The organism is Paraburkholderia sp. GAS32, from assembly GCF_050434225.1.
GTDB lineage: Bacteria > Pseudomonadota > Gammaproteobacteria > Burkholderiales > Burkholderiaceae > Paraburkholderia > Paraburkholderia madseniana.
On the sequence record NZ_JBNPVS010000029.1, the window covers coordinates 96,452 to 116,666 of the forward strand.

Annotated in this window: 17 protein-coding genes; 13 read left to right on the forward strand and 4 right to left on the reverse strand. The window is 61.5% G+C overall.

Annotated features, from left to right (window positions below):
- Window positions 1-22 precede the first annotated feature (22 nt).
- Window positions 23-1,042, forward strand: coding sequence for an LLM class flavin-dependent oxidoreductase (locus P3T25_RS30075; protein WP_429360507.1), 1,020 nt, complete (start codon window positions 23-25; stop codon window positions 1,040-1,042).
- A gap of 14 nt (window positions 1,043-1,056) precedes the next feature.
- Complete coding sequence (gene dut / locus P3T25_RS30080) at window positions 1,057-1,503, forward strand: dUTP diphosphatase (RefSeq protein ID WP_154565868.1); 447 nt, start codon at window positions 1,057-1,059, stop codon at window positions 1,501-1,503.
- Window positions 1,504-1,639: 136 nt separating this feature from the next.
- Here dut and clpA read toward each other — a convergent pair whose 3' ends face one another.
- Both clpA and clpS read right to left on the reverse strand, forming a co-directional pair.
- Window positions 1,640-3,937, reverse strand: a complete 2,298-nt coding sequence (gene clpA / locus P3T25_RS30085; RefSeq protein ID WP_074282414.1) for an ATP-dependent Clp protease ATP-binding subunit ClpA — start codon at window positions 3,935-3,937, stop codon at window positions 1,640-1,642.
- The gene (gene clpS, locus P3T25_RS30090; RefSeq protein ID WP_006050100.1) at window positions 3,934-4,248 is read right to left on the reverse strand and encodes an ATP-dependent Clp protease adapter ClpS; all 315 of its coding nucleotides are present in this window, start codon (window positions 4,246-4,248) and stop codon (window positions 3,934-3,936) included. Before clpS ends, clpA begins: the two co-directional genes overlap by 4 nt.
- Window positions 4,249-4,801: 553 nt before the next feature.
- Between clpS and P3T25_RS30095 the strand changes: the two genes are divergently transcribed.
- Window positions 4,802-5,008 (forward strand): cold-shock protein, encoded by a 207-nt coding sequence (locus tag P3T25_RS30095; protein WP_007180614.1) that lies wholly within the window; start codon window positions 4,802-4,804, stop codon window positions 5,006-5,008.
- Between the two features lie 93 nt (window positions 5,009-5,101).
- On the opposite strand, the gene P3T25_RS30100 is transcribed toward P3T25_RS30095, so the two are convergent.
- Together P3T25_RS30100 and icd are read right to left on the reverse strand one after the other, a co-directional pair.
- A complete protein-coding gene (locus tag P3T25_RS30100) occupies window positions 5,102-5,998 on the reverse strand; it encodes a hypothetical protein (RefSeq protein WP_429360509.1) in 897 nt (298 codons plus the stop codon).
- A 302-nt stretch (window positions 5,999-6,300) separates the two neighbouring features.
- Window positions 6,301-7,557 (reverse strand): NADP-dependent isocitrate dehydrogenase, encoded by a 1,257-nt coding sequence (gene icd / locus P3T25_RS30105; protein ID WP_154565866.1) that lies wholly within the window; start codon window positions 7,555-7,557, stop codon window positions 6,301-6,303.
- Between the two features lie 331 nt (window positions 7,558-7,888).
- On the opposite strand from icd, the gene P3T25_RS30110 reads away from it, so the two are divergent.
- The 10 genes from P3T25_RS30110 to P3T25_RS30155 all read left to right on the forward strand — a co-directional run bounded on the left by P3T25_RS30110 (window position 7,889) and on the right by P3T25_RS30155 (window position 20,091).
- Window positions 7,889-8,458: a pseudouridine synthase gene (locus tag P3T25_RS30110; RefSeq protein ID WP_054042670.1), complete on the forward strand. Its 570-nt coding sequence runs from the start codon at window positions 7,889-7,891 to the stop codon at window positions 8,456-8,458.
- A 465-nt stretch (window positions 8,459-8,923) separates the two neighbouring features.
- Complete coding sequence (locus P3T25_RS30115) at window positions 8,924-9,118, forward strand: hypothetical protein (protein ID WP_041758551.1); 195 nt, start codon at window positions 8,924-8,926, stop codon at window positions 9,116-9,118.
- A 145-nt stretch (window positions 9,119-9,263) separates the two neighbouring features.
- A complete protein-coding gene (locus P3T25_RS30120) occupies window positions 9,264-9,770 on the forward strand; it encodes a DUF192 domain-containing protein (protein WP_054042654.1) in 507 nt (168 codons plus the stop codon).
- A 314-nt stretch (window positions 9,771-10,084) separates the two neighbouring features.
- Window positions 10,085-12,190 carry an elongation factor G gene (gene fusA, locus P3T25_RS30125; protein WP_429360512.1) on the forward strand — a complete coding sequence of 702 codons (2,106 nt, stop codon included), beginning with the start codon at window positions 10,085-10,087 and terminating at the stop codon, window positions 12,188-12,190.
- 203 nt (window positions 12,191-12,393) lie between these two features.
- Window positions 12,394-12,909 carry a cupin domain-containing protein gene (locus P3T25_RS30130; RefSeq protein ID WP_154565865.1) on the forward strand — a complete coding sequence of 172 codons (516 nt, stop codon included), beginning with the start codon at window positions 12,394-12,396 and terminating at the stop codon, window positions 12,907-12,909.
- An 18-nt stretch (window positions 12,910-12,927) separates the two neighbouring features.
- The gene (locus P3T25_RS30135) at window positions 12,928-13,947 is read left to right on the forward strand and encodes a HoxN/HupN/NixA family nickel/cobalt transporter (RefSeq protein ID WP_429360514.1); all 1,020 of its coding nucleotides are present in this window, start codon (window positions 12,928-12,930) and stop codon (window positions 13,945-13,947) included.
- 333 nt (window positions 13,948-14,280) lie between these two features.
- Entirely contained in the window at window positions 14,281-15,945 is a 1,665-nt protein-coding gene (locus P3T25_RS30140; RefSeq protein ID WP_154565863.1) for an ABC transporter substrate-binding protein, read from the forward strand.
- Window positions 15,946-16,037: 92 nt separating this feature from the next.
- Complete coding sequence (locus tag P3T25_RS30145; protein WP_429360516.1) at window positions 16,038-17,048, forward strand: ABC transporter permease; 1,011 nt, start codon at window positions 16,038-16,040, stop codon at window positions 17,046-17,048.
- On the forward strand, window positions 17,045-17,923 hold the full coding sequence (locus P3T25_RS30150; RefSeq protein ID WP_429360518.1) for an ABC transporter permease: 879 nt from the start codon (window positions 17,045-17,047) through the stop codon (window positions 17,921-17,923). The genes P3T25_RS30145 and P3T25_RS30150 overlap by 4 nt, the downstream gene beginning before the upstream one ends.
- Window positions 17,920-20,091, forward strand: coding sequence for an ABC transporter ATP-binding protein (locus tag P3T25_RS30155; protein WP_154565860.1), 2,172 nt, complete (start codon window positions 17,920-17,922; stop codon window positions 20,089-20,091). Before P3T25_RS30150 ends, P3T25_RS30155 begins: the two co-directional genes overlap by 4 nt.
- Window positions 20,092-20,215: the final 124 nt, after the last annotated feature.

A 20,215-nucleotide genomic window follows, 5' to 3' on the forward strand; every position in this document is an offset into this window, starting at 1 on the left:
ATTCATCTGGAGCAGTACTGACATGACGCTACTTTCCGTGCTCGATCAAACGCCCGTGATCGACGGGCACTCAGTGGCGGACGCAATCGCCGCCACCGTCGAACTCGCGCAACTGGCTGACGACCTCGGCTACACGCGCTATTGGTGCGCCGAGCATCACGGCTTGCGCGGCGTGTCGAATCCCTGCCCTGAGGTGATGCTGGCGCGCCTCGGCAGCGTAACCAAACGCATTCGACTCGGCTCAGGTGGCGTGATGCTGCCGTACTACAGCCCTTTCAAGGTCGCCGAGCAATTCATGATGCTCGAGGCGTTGTTTCCGAACCGTATCGATCTGGGGGTGGGACGCGCCCCAGGAGGCGACATGCGCACGGCGCAGGCGGTCGCGGCCGGTGCCTACAATCGCGGCGAGATTTTTCCGCAGCAGGTCGCCGATCTGGTCGGCCTGATGCACGGCACACTGCCCGAGGATCACCTTGGGCACGGCGTGCTGCTTCAACCGCAAATCGCTACGCGTCCTCAATTGTGGGTACTCGGGTCGAGTGAATTCGGCGGCCTGCTGGCGGCGCAACTCGGCATCCGCTTTGCGTTCGCGCATTTCATCAACGCGCATTTCGGGCATCAGGTGGCGCTGGCTTATCGTGAACGCTTCAAGGCTAGCCTGGAAACAGCACAGCCCTATCTGGCCGCCTCGGTATTTGTGATTTGCGCCGACACCGAACAGGAAGCCGCCGACCTGGAAAAAGCGGTCGATCTGCGCCGCGTGCAGATGGCCCTTGGCCTGAATGCGCCGATTCCGACGGTCGAGCAAGGCGCTGCGCAGGAATACGGCGTGCGTGAGCAACTGGTGATCGACCGCGAGAAGCCGCGCAGCATCATCGGCACGCCGGAAACCGTCACTGAGCGGCTGCATGCCTTGCAGGAGCAGTTCCAGGCCGATGAATTGATCGTGCTCACCGTAGCGGGCAGCTATCGCGCCCGGCTGCGCTCCTATGAACTTCTCGCCGACGCGTTCCAACTCGGACGCCCGGCCTCCACTCCTTAACCCTTCGAACCTGCATGAAACTCGACCTGAAGATTCTCGATGCGCGCATGCGCGAACAACTCCCGGCCTACGCAACCACCGGCAGCGCGGGCCTCGACCTACGCGCCTGCCTCGACGAACCGCTGACCCTCAAACCCGGCGAAACCGCACTGGTGCCGACGGGTCTGGCGATTCACGTCGCCGATCCGGGTTACGCGGCGCTGATCCTGCCGCGTTCGGGTCTGGGTCATAAACACGGCATCGTGCTGGGCAACCTGGTCGGGCTGATCGATTCAGATTATCAAGGGCAACTGATGATTTCGACCTGGAATCGCGGCACAACCACGTTCGTATTGAATCCGATGGAGCGCCTTGCCCAACTGGTGATCGTGCCGGTCGTGCAAGCTGAATTCAACATCGTCGACGATTTCGAGACCAGCGAGCGTGGCGCAGGCGGGTTCGGCAGCACCGGCAAGCACTAAGCCCTATCGATCGATAAGCGTTGAAGCCTCGCTTGCTTCCAACAAGCGCTTCGCGCAACGCAAAAAGCAGAACGGCGCGGGGTTCAACCCGCGCCGTTCTGCTTTCAGATGAGACTGAAACGCTTACTCGACCGACTTACTCAACCTCAACCGCTTCCGGATTCGGATTACGCGGCGCCGGATGCTCGTCGAAGGTCAACTGCACCTTGTCTTCCGCATCCACGTCGACCGTCACGCGGCCGCCATTCATCAGCTTGCCGAACAGCAACTCGTCGGCCAGCGCACGACGGATCGTGTCCTGGATCAGACGCTGCATCGGCCGCGCACCCATCAACGGATCGAAACCGTGTTTCGCGAGGTGAGCACGCAGCGCGTCGGTGAAGAGCGCATCGACCTTCTTCTCGTGCAGCTGATCTTCCAGTTGCATCAGGAACTTGTCGACCACGCGCATGATGATTTCTTCATCGAGCGAGCGGAAGCTGATCGTTGCGTCCAGACGGTTACGGAACTCCGGTGTGAACATGCGCTTGATGTCGACCATTTCGTCGCCGGTTTCCCGACGGTTCGTGAAGCCGATCACCGCCTTGCCCATTGCCTCGGCGCCCGCGTTCGTCGTCATGATGATGATGACGTTACGGAAATCCGCCTTGCGGCCGTTGTTGTCCGTCAGCGTGCCGTGGTCCATCACCTGCAGCAGCACGTTGTAGATGTCCGGATGCGCCTTTTCGATTTCGTCGAGCAGCAGCACGCAGTGCGGCTTCTTCGTGACGGCTTCGGTCAACAGACCGCCCTGATCGAAACCGACATAGCCCGGCGGCGCACCGATCAAACGGCTCACCGCATGACGCTCCATGTATTCCGACATGTCGAAGCGGATCAGTTCGATCCCCAGCGTGAACGCCAGTTGCTTCGCCACTTCCGTCTTGCCGACGCCCGTGGGGCCGGAGAACAGGAACGCACCGATCGGCTTGTCCAGCTTGCCAAGGCCCGCACGCGCCATCTTGATCGCGGCCGACAGCGCGTCGATGGCCGGGTCTTGCCCGAACACCACGCTCTTCAGATCGCGATCCAGCGTTTGCAGCTTGCTGCGATCGTCTTGCGACACGCTTTGCGGCGGGACGCGGGCGATCTTCGAGATGATTTCTTCGATCTCGTTCTTGCCGATGGTCTTCTTCTGCTTCGACTTCGGCAGGATGCGTTGCGCCGCGCCCGCTTCGTCGATCACGTCGATCGCCTTGTCCGGCAGATGACGATCCGTGATGAAGCGTGCCGACAACTCAGCCGCCGCCGACAGCGCGCCCGACGAATACTTCACGCCGTGGTGCTCTTCGAAACGCGACTTCAGGCCGCGCAAGATCGCCACCGTCTGCTCGACGGTCGGCTCAGTCACGTCGACCTTCTGGAAGCGGCGCGACAATGCCGCGTCTTTTTCGAAGATGCCGCGATATTCCGTGAACGTGGTCGCGCCGATGCACTTCAAAGTGCCCGACGACAACGCCGGCTTCAGCAGATTCGACGCGTCCAGCGTGCCGCCCGACGCAGCGCCTGCGCCGATCAGCGTATGAATTTCGTCAATGAACAGAATTGCGTGCGGACGTTCCTTCAATTCCTTGAGGACCGTCTTCAGGCGTTGTTCGAAGTCGCCGCGATACTTGGTGCCGGCGAGCAGCGCGCCCATGTCGAGCGAATACACCTGCGCATCGGCCAGAATATCCGGCACTTCGCCGCGCGTAATGCGCCAGGCGAGCCCTTCGGCGATCGCGGTCTTGCCGACACCGGCCTCACCGACCAGCAGCGGATTGTTCTTGCGGCGGCGGCATAGCACCTGGACAACGCGCTCGACTTCCGACTCGCGTCCGATCAGCGGATCGATGCGGCCGTCTTTCGCCATCTGGTTCAGGTTCTGCGTGAACTGGGCGAGCGGCGTTTCCTTCTGCGCGGCGGCTTCGTCGGACTCGGCATTCGCGTCGCTCGCTTTCGCGGCGTCCGTGCTGCTGGTCTTGGCAATGCCATGCGAGATGAAATTCACCACATCCAGACGCGTCACGCCCTGCTGCTGCAGGTAGTACACCGCATGCGAATCCTTCTCGCCGAAGATCGCCACCAGCACATTCGCGCCGGTCACTTCCTTCTTGCCATTCGAGGTGGATTGCACATGCATGATCGCGCGCTGGATCACACGCTGGAAACCCAGCGTGGGCTGCGTGTCGACGTCGTCCGTGCCAGGCACGGTCGGCGTGTTGTCATGAATGAAGTTGCGCAGGTTCTGGCGCAGATCCTCGATATTGGCCGCGCATGCACGCAACACCTCCGCCGCTGTTGGATTGTCCAACAGTGCAAGCAAAAGATGTTCGACCGTTATGAACTCGTGCCGCGCCTGGCGTGCTTCCATGAACGCCATGTGCAGGCTGACTTCCAGTTCCTGGGCAATCATGCTTCCTCCATCACACACTGCAGCGGATGCCCGGCCTGCCGTGCGTGGGTAACGACTTGCTCGACTTTGGTCGACGCGATGTCCCGCGTATAGACCCCACAAACTCCCCTGCCCTCGCGATGCACCTTCAACATCACCTGCGTTGCGGTTTCACGATCTTTATTGAAATATTCCTGCACGATCATCACGACAAATTCCATTGGCGTGAAGTCGTCATTCAGCAGCACTACCTTGTACATGGAAGGCGGCTTCAGCTTCTTTTCCTGCCGCTCCAGTACGGTGCCGTCCTGCTTGTCCGGGATAATCGCCATACACCCATTCTAAACAACTAGGACAGGCCCGCAATCCTGTCAAAACCCGGCCGACCGGCCGGTGAGCCCGTTCGCTCCCGCCTGATGGGTAAATACCCCCAAGCGGTGCGTCATTCGACGAGCCGATTGCGGAGCCGGCCCCTATCCTGTGATGCGTCGCGGCCGTGCTGCGCCGCAGTCGGATCGAGTATCGCACAACCTGCCCATACTGGCTGACGGCACGCGCCCGGCCAGCGGACGGCGTGCGACCCGCAGAACAGCATGTGAGTCGATTATGCGACTTTTCAAGACAGCACGCTTGGGCAACCGCACATAAGAAAACAAAAGCGGGAAAAACCCTGGAAAACGCCTGTTTGCAACGCGACAACGACGTCTCAAAATTTTCTTGACACTCGAATAAAGAGCCTCAACAATCAAGCTGGCACTTTTTTCACTGCGCCATAAATCGAAAAAATGCCGATGGTGAGCTTGTGAGGAGGGAGCGGCTGCATCGCGCGGCCGTCGAGCTTTTCGAGGGCTCGTGGTAGTGACATGAGTTACAGGGGAAGTTGGAATGGCAACTGGTACGGTCAAATGGTTCAATGACGCAAAAGGTTTCGGATTCATCACGCCTGACGAAGGTGGTGAGGATCTGTTTGCACACTTCTCGGCCATCCAGATGAATGGGTTCAAGACCCTCAAGGAAGGTCAAAAAGTAACCTTCGAGGTCGTGCAAGGCCCGAAAGGCAAACAGGCATCGAACATCCAGGCACCTGCCTGAACCTGTTCGTTACCCGTCCTTTGAAACCCGGCTCCGTGCCGGGTTTCTTTTTTTGGGCGGCGCGTTCTAATTTGAGGCGGATTGCCACTGCGGCTACCGTGGCTTGAAACGTCGACAAAGCGAATGTCTCAAATACTGGACACCCGCTTTCCTTTCCGAACGCTTTCGATAGTCACCCGTTGGCGGCCGCACGACTACCCGCCATCGCACGTTGTAGCGCCAGACTGCGAGCGAGATCGCCTTCGTACACTGCAATGCCCTGGTGCCGCAGATTCGACCGCGCATCGACCGCTGGCGTGATACCGATGCTTGCGATGGGCGGCAAAATGCATAGTCCTCGGACAGATACAACCGCGACTCCGGATCGATCATGGTGTCGAAGAACGCGTAGAGGAAAGTCGCGGGCTCACCCGTATCCAGTTCCGGACGGCCTGCGAGCCTCGAACGGCAATGAAGCTCAGGAAAGCGTTGCATCAGCGCCAGAAAGACTTCTCGCTTGATCAGCATGAAGCCGGTGGGCGCATAGAGAACGTCGAGAAAGCCGTCAGCGTCGGCTTCCAGTACATCTCCCCGCACTATTGCGGGGTACATGGCGTGGCGGGCGCGAAAATCGGCCTTCGTCGAACCGGCCGGGACCGCCTGCTCCAGACCGGCGGCCGGCCACCCATCGTTCTTCAGCGGATAGACGCCGGCCACCACCGGCCGATCGGCCTGCAACAGGCGAACCACATCCGCGCCTTTGAAGCCGATATCACCGTCGATCCACATCAGATGCGTGAAGCGGGCATCGGCGAGAAATTCCGCCACCATGGTGTTGCGCGCGCGAGTGATCAGACTGTCGAAGCTGTTGAAGTTGACCCGCAAGCCGAAGCCTTGTTGGGCCGCCTCGTCGTAGAGGTCGAGAAGTCCAAGCGCGTAGTCGGTCGTCACGACCGCGCCATAACTGGGGGTGGCGACGTACACATTGGCAACGGAATCTTTGTGGGTCATCGTTTTGTCACTCTCACGCAGGGAAGTTGGTTGGGTTCGCCGGCAGGTGGGCGCGCCTCGCTAACAGGCGGGCGCGATTTCCAGCCGGGGGTACCGTACCCGACGGGGTGCGGGGAGTTCTCGATATTGGTCGGATGCGACCTCTTGAAACGTCGTAACGTGACGTGGCGTTTTGAGCAAACGCTGCAGGAATGCATGAATCGCATGCAGATGCGCTTCATGCGCTGTAAAACAAAAAACCCCGGCCACCTCACGGCGCCGGGGTTTTGTTGACTCAGGCTGGAAAAACCAGCGCGAATCGCTTACATATTTTCGATCAACACCTGACCAAAACCTGAACAGGACACCTGCGTCGCGCCTTCCATCAAGCGCGCGAAGTCATACGTAACCCGCTTTTGCAGAATCGACTTTTCCATCGACTTGATGATCAGGTCGGCCGCTTCAGTCCAACCCATGTGACGCAGCATCATTTCAGCCGAGAGAATTTCCGAACCCGGATTGACGTAGTCCTTGCCGGCGTACTTCGGCGCCGTGCCGTGCGTGGCCTCGAACATCGCGACCGAATCCGACATGTTCGCACCCGGCGCAATCCCGATACCGCCGACTTGCGCGGCCAGCGCGTCTGAAATGTAGTCGCCGTTCAGGTTCAGCGTGGCGATCACGTCGTATTCCGCCGGACGCAGCAGGATCTGCTGCAGGAACGCGTCGGCGATCACGTCTTTCACCACGATGTCGCCGCCCGTTTTCGGGTTCTTGATCTTCATCCACGGACCGCCGTCGATCAGCTCCGCAGCGAATTCCTTCTGCGCCAGCGCATAACCGTAGTCGCGGAACGCGCCTTCGGTGAACTTCATGATGTTGCCCTTGTGCACCAGCGTGAGCGAGCGGCGCTCGTTGTCGATCGCATACTGGATCGCCTTGCGCACGAGGCGCTCCGTGCCTTCGCGCGACACCGGCTTGACACCGATCCCTGAGGTTTCCGGGAAGCGGATCTTCTTCACACCCATTTCTTCGCGCAGGAACTTGATGACCTTCTTCGCGTCTTCCGACCCGGCGGGCCATTCGATGCCGGCATAGATGTCTTCCGAGTTCTCGCGGAAGATCACCATGTCGATCTTCTCCGGCTCACGCACCGGTGAAGGCACGCCCTTGAAGTACTGCACCGGGCGCAGGCAGACATACAGATCGAGGTCCTGACGCAGCGCGACGTTCAGCGAACGGATACCACCGCCGACCGGCGTGGTGAGCGGACCCTTGATCGAGACGACGTATTCCTTCAGCACCTGCAGCGTTTCTTCCGGCAGCCACACGTCCGGGCCGTACACCTTGGTCGACTTCTCGCCGGCGTAGATTTCCATCCAGTGGATTTTCTTCTTGCCCGCGTAGGCTTTTTCTACCGCGGCATCCACCACCTTCAACATCACCGGCGTGATGTCGAGGCCCGTACCGTCGCCTTCGATATACGGAATGATTGGCTGGTCGGAAACGTTGAGCGAGAAATCTGCGTTGACGGTGATCTTGTCACCGCCGGTCGGAACCTTGATGTGCTGATACGGCATGATCGGACTCCAGTGAAGGCTGTGCTGAAAGCTGATGGGAGACTGCGAAAACCGGGTGCTCCTCGCTACGCGCAATGCCGGACGCCCGCGAGCGGCCTGGTCGTCTATTCTAGCCCACGCCGACGCAGCCACGAGCCGGTATGCCGCTCGGGGTTTTCCAACATTGTCGAAAATCAAAATCAGTTACTCGTTTAGTCTTATGTCTTATATAAGACAGATGACTTGCAGCAGCTCATTATGCATTATTATTCCGCCATTTACTACCGAGCCAGCGCCCCTCCTGGCCTGCGCGGCACGCTCCCGCCGCCGCTCGACCTTCATCGATTCCTCTATGCGACTCCTCGCCCTGAACAAACCGTTCGGCACCATCTGTCAGTTTTCGCCGCATGAAACGCGGGCGTCGCTGGCCGACTGGGTGAAAGTGCCCGGCATCTATCCGGCGGGCCGGCTCGACTCCGATAGCGAAGGGCTGCTTCTCCTCACCGACGACGGCGCGCTGCAAGCGCGCATCGCCGAGCCGCGTCACAAACTTGTCAAACGTTATTGGGCACAGGTGGAAGGCGCAGTCGATGATGCCACGTTGAAGAAGCTCGCACGCGGTGTCGATCTCGGCGATTACGTGACACGGCCCTGCCGCGCCGAATACGTCGAGCCGACCGACTCGCTATGGACCCGCACGCCGCCGATCCGCTATCGCGCCGCGATTCCGACCACGTGGATCGAGTTGTCGATCACAGAAGGCAAGAACCGCCAGGTGCGGCGCATGACCGCCGCGGTGGGTTTCCCGACATTGCGTCTCGTGCGTGCCGGTATCGGCGCACTCGATATTTTTTCGCTTGGGCTGCAGCCGGGAGAGAGTGTCGAGTTGCCGCTGAAGGCCCCATGGGAAGGCATCGCCTGAACGCATTTGCATGCGCGCCATGTCTGCACCGAACCCACACTGAACCCGCATCGAATCGCTATTTTGACCCCCGGCGAGAAAGCTAACTCGTTGTATCCGCAAACAAAATAGCGCGTGAAACCAATATGAAAAACGCGTGAAACAATTGCGTTCGCGATCGCTCTACAGCCATTCATTTGCTTCAGCACGTCGGCATATAAATTTTCCACGAAATCCACGTCAACCGGTGCGCGAGCTCACGCGTTATTCGACGCAGATGCCGCCCGAAGCTATCCGGCATTCAGCCTTAAGGGCCTTTGCACACGCCGCTCTCGCGGTGAGTACGGGGAGTCTGAGCGCTAAGCAGACGCGTCGAAAAAATGTTCGATGCGGCTGTCAACCGAAAGGTGGATGGCACGTTTACCGACATGACTCTACATATAACCGGGTCATTTGGTTAATCAACTAAAGCTGAGGATTCACAAAATGAACAAACTGATCGCCGCTCTGGTCGCTGGTCTCTTCGCAACGGCAGCATTCGCACAAGCTTCGGCACCGGCAGCAGCTTCGGCAGCTCCGATGGCAGCAGCTTCGTCGGCAAAGAAGACCACGAAGCACGCTCACAAGAAGTCGCACAAGAAGGCAGCAGCTGCAGCTGCAGCTTCGGGCGCTTCGGAGTAAGTTTGTTGTAAAAACGCAGTCAAGAACTAGCTTCATTGCCGTTCTTACGGCGTTGAAAGGCAGATCACCGCAAGGCGATCTGCCTTTTTGTTTTTGACGCGCTCGCGTAACATTCGCGAGTTAAATTTCAGCAAGGAGTCATGCCGTGCGATTTCCCATGCGCTCGTTGATTGCGCGTTTCGCTGTTGCCGTTGCACTGCCGCTCGCCGCGATGTCGTTCGCCGCGACCACCGCTGCCCCCGCTCATGCGCAACAGATGCCGGCGGGCGCTAAGCAGCCCGGCGACTTTCCGCGCGCAAAGCTGACCGCGGGCATGTTCGTGATCGACGCAGCCGTCGCCGCTAACGACGCCGATCGCGAACAGGGTCTGATGTATCGCACGACCCTCGCGCCGAATGAAGGCATGCTGTTCGTCTTCAATGAAAACGCCGTGCATTGCTTCTGGATGAAGAACACGTTGATCCCGCTGTCGATCGCGTTCATGCGCGCCGACGGCACGGTCACCGACATTGACGAGATGCAGGCCGAGACCACCAACAATCACTGCCCGAAGAACAACGGCGTGTATGCGTTGGAAATGAGCAAGGGCTGGTTCTCGTCGAAAGGCATCAAACCGGGCATGAAGATCCAGGGCTTGCCGGCCGCACAATAAAGGCGCGTCGACCACGACGACACCCTGCCGAGTCTTCAGCGGCCGCTTTTCACAAAAAGCCGGTGCCTTTCGCGAGGCGCCGGCTTTTTTCCATTCAGCGCGGGGCGGGCGATGCCCGGCACCACCCGGCAGAGGCCGGCGCCGTCGCGCGAGCCCATACCAGCAGGCCTTCACACGCGGCTGGCAAGATTCCTGCAAAAGACAGGCCGACGCGCTATCCTAGTATTCTTGGTAAAGCAGCATCCAAGGCTCCCCGGGCAGCACAGACTGCCGCCCGGCAAGCGTTTCAGGCGCGCCATTTCAAGGAGGTTCACGTGCCCCGCAAGACTCCCATCGAGCGCTACCGGAATATCGGCATTAGCGCTCACATCGACGCCGGCAAAACCACCACCACTGAACGCATCCTGTTCTACACAGGCGTGACCCACAAGATCGGCGAGGTTCACGACGGTGCTGCGACGATGGACTGGATGGAACAGGAGCAGGAGCGCGGCATCACGATCACATCGGCTGCCACGACTGCTTTCTGGAAGGGTATGGCCGGCAACTATCCGGAACACCGGATCAACATCATCGACACCCCGGGTCACGTCGACTTCACAATTGAAGTTGAGCGCTCGATGCGCGTGCTCGACGGCGCCTGCATGGTGTACGACTCGGTCGGCGGCGTGCAGCCGCAGTCCGAAACCGTGTGGCGTCAGGCGAACAAGTACAAGGTGCCGCGCATTGCGTTCGTCAACAAGATGGACCGCGTCGGCGCGGACTTCTTCCGTGTGCAACGACAGATCGGCGATCGCCTGAAGGGCGTCGCGGTGCCGATCCAGATTCCGGTCGGTGCGGAAGATCATTTCCAGGGCGTGGTCGACCTCGTCAAGATGAAGGCGATCTACTGGGACGAAGAGAACCAGGGCATCAAGTTCGAGTACCGGGACATTCCGCCCGAGCTCGAGGCGACCGCGAAGGAGTGGCACGACAAGATGGTCGAGGCTGCCGCTGAAGCGAGCGAGGAGCTGCTCGACAAATACCTGCACGGTGGGACGCTGACCGAAGAGGAAATCAAGCACGGCATTCGTGTGCGTACCATCGCCAACGAGATCGTGCCGATGCTGTGCGGCAGCGCGTTCAAGAACAAGGGCGTGCAGGCCATGCTCGACGCGGTGATCGACTATTTGCCTTCGCCGCTCGACATCCCCGCGATTACCGGACACGACGAGCACGACAACGAAATCGAGCGGCATCCGAAAGACGACGATCCGTTCTCCGCGCTCGCCTTCAAGATCATGACCGACCCGTTCGTGGGCCAACTGATTTTCTTCCGCGTGTATTCGGGCGTGGTGAATTCGGGCGATACCGTCTACAACGCGACCAAGGAAAAGAAGGAACGCCTTGGCCGGATCCTGCAGATGCATGCGAACGAGCGCAAGGAAATCAAGGAAGTCTACTGCGGCGACATTGCCGCGGCAGTCGGCCTGAAAGAAGCGACCACGGGCGACACGCTGTGCGATCCGCAACACGTGATCATTCTTGAAAAGATGATCTTCCCGGAACCGGTGATTTCGCAGGCCGTCGAGCCGAAAACCAAGGTCGACCAGGAAAAGATGGGCATCGCGCTCAATCGTCTGGCGCAGGAAGACCCGTCGTTCCGCGTGCAGACGGATGAAGAATCCGGCCAAACCATCATCTCCGGGATGGGCGAGTTGCACCTGGAAATTCTGGTCGACCGGATGAAACGCGAGTTCGGCGTCGAAGCGACCGTCGGCAAGCCGCAGGTTGCTTACCGCGAAACGGTGCGCAACAAGGTCGAAGACGTCGAAGGCAAGTTCGTCAAGCAGTCGGGCGGCCGCGGCCAGTACGGCCACGCGGTGATCACGCTCGAACCGTCGGCGCAAGGCAAAGGCTACGAATTCGTCGACGCGATCAAGGGCGGCGTGATTCCGCGTGAATACATTCCGGCAGTCGACAAGGGCATTCAGGAAACACTGAAGGCCGGCGTGCTGGCGGGCTATCCGGTGGTCGACGTGAAAGTGACGCTGACCTTCGGTTCGTACCACGACGTCGACTCGAACGAAAACGCGTTCCGCATGGCCGGTTCGATGGCGTTCAAGGACGCCATGCGCAAGGCCAAACCGGTGCTGCTCGAACCGATGATGGCCGTCGAAGTGGAAACGCCGGAAGACTTCATGGGCAACGTGATGGGCGACCTGTCGAGCCGTCGTGGCATGGTGCAAGGCATGGAAGACATCGCCGGCGGTGGCGGCAAGCTGGTGCGCGCCGAAGTACCGCTTGCGGAGATGTTCGGCTATTCGACTTCACTGCGCTCTGCAACGCAAGGTCGCGCGACGTACACGATGGAGTTCAAGCACTACGCCGAAACGCCGAACAACGTCGCGGAAGCCGTGATCAACGCAAAGCAGAAGTAAGCGCCGAGGGTTGCAACACGCCATGTGCTGCGACCCGCGATGCAATGAAGGCTGACAGCAAAAGGCCCGTCCCCTGTGGATGGGCTTTTTTTCGTCCGTGACACCGCCTGGAGCAGCCGGCAACACGCACGTTTTTGAACGTGCAAAAATGCCAAACGGCGCCGGGCCGACCGCCCGGACTAACGCCCTCAAGGAGACACACCATGAGCCAGGATCACGAACACCCGCACTACAAGGATGAGCAACCGCCGGCGCCGATCGATTGGCGCGAGCACGGCGTCAAGGTCATCAAGGGCGACCAGCTCGACAGCAATACCGCGCAAACGCCGGGCATGAATCGCGCGGCGGCGATCAACGCGGCGCGCGTCGGCGCGCAGAAAATCTGGGCCGGCACCGTGACGATCCATCCGAATGCAAAGACCGGCGCGCATCATCACGGCGCGCTCGAAAGCGTGATCTACGTGGTGCGAGGCCAGGCACGCATGCGCTGGGGCGAGCATCTCGAGTTCACCGCCGAAGCCGGCCCGGGCGACTTCATCTTCGTGCCGCCCTATGTGCCGCATCAGGAGATCAACGCCAGTACCGACGATCCGCTCGAATGCGTGCTGGTGCGCAGCGACAATGAAGCGGTGGTGGTAAATCTGAACATCGACGCGGTGGAAGCGCCGGAAACGGTCTTCTGGGTCGATCCGATTCACAAGCATCCGCACGATCACTAAACTTCTATCACGCAACTCATGACGTCGACTGCTTCGCTGCGCCCTCGCCTCATCACGCTGTATGCCGTACTGATCGCCGCCAATCTCGGCGCCTGGGCGTGGGCGTTGATCGCGTTTCGCCACTATCCGCTGCTGCTCGGCACCGCGCTGCTCGCGTATGGCTTCGGTCTGCGCCACGCAGTGGATGCGGACCACATCGCGGCGATCGATGCCGTTACGCGCAAGCTGATGCAGGCGGGCAAGCAGCCGCTCGGCGTGGGCCTGGCGTTTTCGCTGGGCCATTCGACAATCGTGATCGCGGCGACGATCGGCATTGCGTGGACTGCGCATTCGCTGCACGGCCGCTTCGACACCTTCAAGGCGGTCGGCGGCACGATCGGCACCGTCGTCTCGGCAGTGTTTCTGCTGGTGCTGGCGTGCGTGAACCTCGTGATTCTGCGCGACGTGTGGCGCCGCTATCGCCACGTCCAACGCGGCGGCGAACTCGCTGCTGAAACGACGGCAGGCGTCGCGCCCGCCGGTCTGCTGTCGCGCGCATTGCGGCCGATGTTCCGGCTCGTGACGAAAAGCTGGCACATGTACCCGGTCGGCGTGCTGTTCGGTCTCGGCTTCGACACCGCGACCGAGATCGGCCTGCTGGCGATTGCCGCGTCCGAAGCCGGCAAAGGTCTGCCGCTGTATTCGATCCTCGTGTTCCCGGCGCTCTTCACCGCGGGCATGACGCTGGTCGATTCGACCGACAACGTGCTGATGGTCCACGCCTACGGCTGGGCCATGGACGATCCGAAACGCAAGCTCTACTACAACGCGAGCATCACGTTCGTTTCGGCGGTGGTGGCAATCGTCATTGGCGGCGTTGAAGCGCTGGGCCTGCTGTCGGACAAACTCGGTTTGAGCGGCGGCGTATGGGATGCGGTGGCGGGTCTCAACGAACGCTTCGGCGTACTGGGTTACGGCATCGTCGCAACCTTCATGGCGTGCTGGATCGGCTCGGTGCTGTTCCATCGCTGGCGCCGCGCCGGCATCGTTGCACGGTAAATCCAACGTGCCTTCGCAGAAGACCGGCATGGTTTCCACGGCGGAGACGACACAACGGCAGTTTCCGCGCTGCGGCATCCTGCGCTTTTGCGCAACCGTGCGAGACAGCCCGCCGAGCGTTGTCGTGACGACACACGCCGGCCCTTTTATACGCCAAACGGCGACCGGACCGCGCAGCAAGCGCGCCGAACCGATGGGCAATCGCTTACACTGAAACCGCTTTTCAGCACTGCAGCGCGCTGCAGCTTTTCGTCATTGCAATAAAGTCGCCTGTCGCGTGCATCTGGCGCGGCCCTTCAGAACCGACAGCAGAACGGACTGGATACTCCATCGATGAAGACTCCCGCGGACCGATTTCTCGAACTCGACCTAGCTCGCCACACCGCCGACGCCTACGGCAACCACGCCATCGACGAATTCATCGCCGGCCGCATCACGCGCCGCGATCTGCTGCGCTATGCGAGCGTGATCGGTTTGTCGCTGGCCGGCGGCGGCGTGCTGAATGCGCCGCGAGCCCGCGCGCAAGGCGCACCGAGCCCGTCCAACCAGACGATCCGCGTGGCCCACCTGACGCCGGCCGGCGCCGTCGATCCGCTCACCGTGAACGATGCCGCGAGCCTCGCGCTGCTGAATCAGACCGGCGAATTCCTGATCGACGACGACGGCGAAAAACTCGTGCTGAAGCCGGCGCTTGCCTTGTCGTGGAAGCCGAACGACAAGGGCGACGTGTGGACCTTCACGCTGCGCCCGAACGTCAAATTCCACGACGGCCAGGCATTCACCGCCAAAGACGTCGTCGCCACCTTCGATCGGCTCGCCGATCCGGCGAGCGGTTCGGCGGCGCTCTCGGTGCTCAAGGGCGTGCTGTCGAAAGGCGGTGCGAAGGTCGTCGACGAACACACGGTCGCCTTCCATCTCGATGCACCGAACGGCAACTTCCCGTACTACGTTTCCTCGGACAATTACAACGCCGTGATCCTGCCCGCGAACTATGCGGGTGGTTATGAAAAGAGCTTCATCGGCACCGGTCCGTTCAAGCTCGAAAAGTATCAGGCGAAGGTCGGCGCCTCGTTCGTGCGCAATCCGGACTACTGGGGCGACAAAGCGTTACCGCAACGCGTACAGTTCTCGTTCTACGCCGACGAACAGGCACAAATGCTCGCGTTGCAAGGCCACCAGGCCGACGTGATGGGCACCTTCACCGTGCAGGGCGGCGCTGGCATTCTGAACAATCCGGATTACAAGGCAATCGGCGTGAAGTCGAGCGCGCATCGCCAGATTCATATGCGCAACGACAATCCGTTGTTCAAGGACAAGCGCGTGCGCCAGGCGCTGGCATTGTCGCTCGACCGCGACGTGCTGGTGCGCGGTCTGTTCAAGGGCCGTGCGCAAATCGGCAACGACAGCCCGTTCGCGCCGGTATTTCCGTCTTCCGATGCAGGCGTCGCGCAACGCAGGATCGACATCGCGAAGGCGAAGCAACTGCTTGCGCAAGCGGGCGTGCCGAATGGCTTCGACGTCACGCTGACCACCGAGAAGTACATGGAGATTCCCGATCTCGCGGTGGTCGTGCAGAACGCGGCGAAGGCGATCGGCGTGCGCATCAATCTGAAGGTGGAGAGTCAGTCGCTGTACTACGGCGCGGGCACACCTGGCAAATCGGATTGGCTCGACTCGCCGCTCGGCATCACCGATTACGGTCATCGCGGCGTGCCAAACGTGTTTCTGAACGCGCCGCTCACCAGCACCGGCACGTGGAACGCCGCGCACTTCAAGAACCCGCAATACGATCAACTGGTCGCGCAGTTCGTCGCGGCAGTCGACTTGGGCACGCAGAAGAAAATCTCCGGACAGATCCAGACGCTGCTGCTCGACGAAACGCCCGTGATCATTCCGTTCTTTTACGATCAGTTGATCGCCATGCGTAAGGGTGTGAACGGCGTGCGCTTCACCGCGCTCGCGCAACTCTATTTCGACCGCGCGGTGTTGAGCGCGTAACGTGGACGCAAAAGCGGTCTGAACGTAAAAGCGGTTTGACGCGAAGGCGTTGAAAGCATGAGCGCACGGCACTTCTTCGGCAGGAGATCACAATGTCGACCACGGTGACCCCTTCCGCCTCTCCGGTCCCCAGCGGCAACGCCGGCCGTGTCGCGCGGTTTCTGGCGACGCGGGTCGGTTTGTCGTTGATTACGCTGTGGCTGCTGTCCGTAATCGTGTTCGCGGGCGGCCAGTTGCTGCCTGGCGATATTGGCCGCGCCGTGCTCGGGCCGCTCGCCGATGCGCGCGCGGTCGCCGCGCTCAATCATCAGCTCGGTGCGGACCGGCCGCTCATGACGCAATACGTCGAGTGGATCTCGCATTTCGTGCGCGGCGACATGGGGCTTTCCTATGCGTACCGTGAACCGGTTGCGCCGTTTATCGCCGACGCCCTGGCGCATTCGGCCAAGCTCGGTCTGCTCGCGTTTATCGTCGTCGTGCCGCTCGGCATTGCGGGCGGTGTGTGGTCGGCCATGCACGCGGGACGCTGGCTCGATCGCACCATCAGCATCGCCGGTTTGTCGGCGACCGTGGTGCCGGAGTTCGTCTCGTCGATCGTGCTGATTCTGGTGTTCGGCGTGTGGCTGCGTTGGTTGCCGATCGAAGCGTCGTATCCGCCCGAAGCGAGCGCGCTCGAACAATTGCGGTATCTGATTCTGCCGGTGCTGCCACTGGTGTTGGTGTTCTTCGGCTACATCGCGAGAATGGCGCGCGCGGGCACCGTCGAAGCGCTCGATGCGGACTACACCCGCACGGCAATCCTCAAAGGCTTGCCGCGCCGTACCGTGATCTGGCGGCACGTGTTGCGCAATGCGCTGCTGCCGACCATCACCGTCGCCGCCACGCAGCTCGGCTACATGATCGGCGGCCTCGTGGTGGTCGAGACGCTGTTCCACTATCAAGGTATCGGCTCGCTGATCTACAACGCCGCCAAGGCCAAGGATTTTCCGATGCTCGAAGCGGGCGTGCTGACAATCGGCGTGGTCTACACCGCCGCCAACCTCGTCGCCGATGCACTGCATATCCTGCTCAATCCGCGACTACGAGTGAGGAGCGCCGAATGAGCACCATCGTTCCGCCGGCCGCGCCGCCCGCTCCACGCCCGGCTACTGAACCGCGCTTCGACCAGTTGCGCGTCCTGCTGCGCTCGCCCACGTTTGTGGTCGGCGTGTTGATCGTTGGATGGTGGGTGGTCTGCGCGATCGCCGGGCAATGGATCGTGCGGATCGACCCGTACGCATCCGATCCGCTCAACTCGCTCACACCGCCCGATGGCACGCATTGGTTCGGCACCGATCAGCTCGGTCGTGACGTGTTCTCCCGCGTCATTGTTGGCGCGCGCGACATTCTGGCCATTGCGCCTTTGGCGACCCTGCTCGGCACGGTCGCGGGAACAGCCCTCGGCTTGATCGTCGGCTATTTCGAGGGCTGGGTGGACAACGTCGTGGGCCGCGCGATCGACGCTGTGCTCGCGCTGCCGCTCGTGATCGTCGCGTTGCTCGCGCTGGCCGCGGTCGGCGCATCGAACTTCACCGTGATCTTAGTGATCGGCATTACCTTCACGCCGATCACCGCGCGCACAGTACGCGCGGCCGTGTTCGCCGAACGGCATCTGGACTACGTCGCCGCAGCGCAACTGCGGGGCGAACGCGCGCCGTACATCATGTTCGCGGAGATTCTGCCGAACGTGCTGCCACCGATCATCGTCGAGGCGACCGTGCGGCTCGGGTATGCCATTTTCGCGGTCGCGACGCTGTCGTTTCTCGGCTTCGGCATTCAGCCGCCTTCCGCCGACTGGGGGCTCGCGCTGTCCGAGTCGTACACGCTGATGGCGGGTGGCGCATGGTGGACCGTGGTGTTCGCGGCCGGCGCCATCGCCTCGCTCGTGGTCGGCGTGAATCTGATCGCCGATAGCGTGCAAGGAGTGCTCGACCGATGAACGGCCCGCCGCCCGCCTCGTTCCCCGCCTTCGACGTGTCGAAAAGCGATCGCACGGATGCGCTGACTGTCGTCGGCCTGACAGTCACGTACCGGATGCGCGGACGTGATCGTGAAGTGCTGCAGGACGTATCGTTTCGCGTACGGCGCGGCGAAGCATACGGCCTCGTCGGGGAATCGGGCTGCGGTAAATCGACGGTCGCAATGGCGGCGCTGCGCTATCTGCCACGAAACGGCAAGGTGAAGGCGGGCAAGATCATCATCGCCGGCCAGGACGTGCAGAAGCTCGACGCCGACGCGTTGCGCTCGATGCGAGCAAACGCGATTTCGATGGTCTATCAGGATCCCGGGCGCGCATTAAATCCGTCACTGACGATCGCGCGGCAAGTCACGGAAGCCTTCGAAGCGGCCGGTGTCTCGCGTAACGAAGCAGTGCAGCGCACGGTCGAGATACTGAAGCGGGTGCGCATAGCTTCACCCGAACGCGTGATGGACAGCTATCCGCATCAGTTGTCGGGCGGCATGCAGCAGCGTGTCGTGATCGCCATGGCGCTCGCGTCGAACCCCGCCTTGCTGATTCTCGACGAACCGACCACAGGCCTCGACGCCACCGTCGAAGCAGAAGTGCTCGACCTCGTGGCGCAACTGCGCGAAGAACTCGGCACCGCGGTGCTGTTCATCAGCCACAACCTCGCGGTGATCGGCCGGATGTGCGAGCGCGTCGGCGTTCTTTACGCAGGCAAGCTGGTCGAGGAAGGCGCCACCCAGGACGTGTTCGCGCGGCCACGTCACCCCTATACCGTTGGACTGCTGCGCTGCTTGCCGACCGCGGGACGCAGCAAGGACACCGAGCGGCTCGACACCATCGCGGGTAATTTGCCCTTGCCCGGCTCGGTCACGCAAGGCTGCATTTACGCGGACCGTTGCCGACTCGCCGACGACCGCTGCCGCCGTGAAGCACCGCCGCCGTATCGCGTGAGTGCCGCACACGGCGATCAGATGTCGCGCTGCCATTACCACGAACGCGCGATCGAACTGCCGCGTGCGTCCGCGGAAGGACTGCCCCTGCATGACGTTGCGTTGCGTGACGGCGAGCGCCCTGCTCTCGTGCTGCGCGCGGAAAAACTCTCGAAAACATTCCACGTATCCGGCGCTCCGCTGCGCGCGGTCGACAACGTTTCGATCGATCTCGCCAGTGGCGAAACGCTCGGCCTCGTCGGCGAATCCGGCAGCGGCAAGACGACGCTCGCGAAATTGATGCTTGGCCTGCTGACGCCCGATGCGGGCAGCGTGCTCGAACTCGACGGCACGCCACTCGCCGCGCGCGTCACGCGACGCAACGACGAGCAGGTCAAGTCGCTGCAGATCGTGTTCCAGAATCCGGACTCGGCGCTCAATCGCGCGCATTCGGTGAAGCGGCTGATCGGTCGTGCGTTGTCACGCCTCGCCGCGCTGCGCGGCGCTGCAATCGACGAACGGCTCGCTGCGTTGACAGCGGCGGTGCGTTTGCCCGAACGCTATCTCGGCTCGCGCACGCGTCAGTTGTCCGGCGGACTCAAGCAACGCGTGGCGATCGCGCGCGCGTTTGCCGGTGAGCCACGCGTGGTGGTTTGCGACGAACCCACGTCCGCGCTCGACGTCTCCGTGCAGGCCGCGATCCTCAACCTGCTCGCCGATCTGCAACGCGAGCGTGGCGTGAGCTACGTGTTCATCTCGCATGATCTGCACGTGGTGCGCTATCTGTCGGATCGCATCGCGGTGCTGTACCTCGGCCGGCTTCTGGAGATCGGACCGGCAGCCGCGGTCTTCGGCGGACCACACCATCCCTACACCGAAGCGCTTCTGTCTTCGGTGCCGACACTCGACGCCCGCGGCAACACCGCCCGCGTACGGCTGTCCGGCGATCTGCCCAGCGCCGCATCGCCGCCGTCCGGTTGCGTATTCCATACGCGCTGCCCGCGCAAACTCGGGGCGATCTGCGAGCAGCAAGACCCGCCCTTCCTCGAAGCCGGCAGCGGTGACGCTGGCCAGCCGTCCGCGCATCGCATCCGCTGCCATATCCCCGTCGACGACCTGCGTGTGCTGCAATCCGCCGCGCGCGACAACACCGGCAAGGTCTCCGGCAGCGGCTCGGAAAACGCACCGGAAAACACCGCGCGCAACGAATAACGCGCAATAAGGCGGCCTTCCGGCCACGCGTTTCATCATCGAAACATTTTCCTGCGTTTTTTCCTCGCGGGCATCGCACACCCCTATTCGACGCCCGTCGCCGCAAGGCTTTGCGGGCAGTGGC

Bases quoted from the DNA above. Each gene is read 5' to 3' on its own strand.
- P3T25_RS30075 (WP_429360507.1), top strand. From the start codon at position 23: ATGACGCTACTTTCCGTGCTCGATCAAACGCCCGTGATCGACGGGCAC.
- dut (WP_154565868.1), top strand. From the start codon at position 1,057: ATGAAACTCGACCTGAAGATTCTCGATGCGCGCATGCGCGAACAACTC.
- clpA (WP_074282414.1), bottom strand. From the start codon at position 3,937: ATGATTGCCCAGGAACTGGAAGTCAGCCTGCACATGGCGTTCATGGAA.
- clpS (WP_006050100.1), bottom strand. From the start codon at position 4,248: ATGGCGATTATCCCGGACAAGCAGGACGGCACCGTACTGGAGCGGCAG.
- P3T25_RS30095 (WP_007180614.1), top strand. From the start codon at position 4,802: ATGGCAACTGGTACGGTCAAATGGTTCAATGACGCAAAAGGTTTCGGA.
- P3T25_RS30100 (WP_429360509.1), bottom strand. From the start codon at position 5,998: ATGACCCACAAAGATTCCGTTGCCAATGTGTACGTCGCCACCCCCAGT.
- icd (WP_154565866.1), bottom strand. From the start codon at position 7,557: ATGCCGTATCAGCACATCAAGGTTCCGACCGGCGGTGACAAGATCACC.
- P3T25_RS30110 (WP_054042670.1), top strand. From the start codon at position 7,889: ATGCGACTCCTCGCCCTGAACAAACCGTTCGGCACCATCTGTCAGTTT.
- P3T25_RS30115 (WP_041758551.1), top strand. From the start codon at position 8,924: ATGAACAAACTGATCGCCGCTCTGGTCGCTGGTCTCTTCGCAACGGCA.
- P3T25_RS30130 (WP_154565865.1), top strand. From the start codon at position 12,394: ATGAGCCAGGATCACGAACACCCGCACTACAAGGATGAGCAACCGCCG.
- P3T25_RS30135 (WP_429360514.1), top strand. From the start codon at position 12,928: ATGACGTCGACTGCTTCGCTGCGCCCTCGCCTCATCACGCTGTATGCC.
- P3T25_RS30140 (WP_154565863.1), top strand. From the start codon at position 14,281: ATGAAGACTCCCGCGGACCGATTTCTCGAACTCGACCTAGCTCGCCAC.
- P3T25_RS30145 (WP_429360516.1), top strand. From the start codon at position 16,038: ATGTCGACCACGGTGACCCCTTCCGCCTCTCCGGTCCCCAGCGGCAAC.
- P3T25_RS30150 (WP_429360518.1), top strand. From the start codon at position 17,045: ATGAGCACCATCGTTCCGCCGGCCGCGCCGCCCGCTCCACGCCCGGCT.
- P3T25_RS30155 (WP_154565860.1), top strand. From the start codon at position 17,920: ATGAACGGCCCGCCGCCCGCCTCGTTCCCCGCCTTCGACGTGTCGAAA.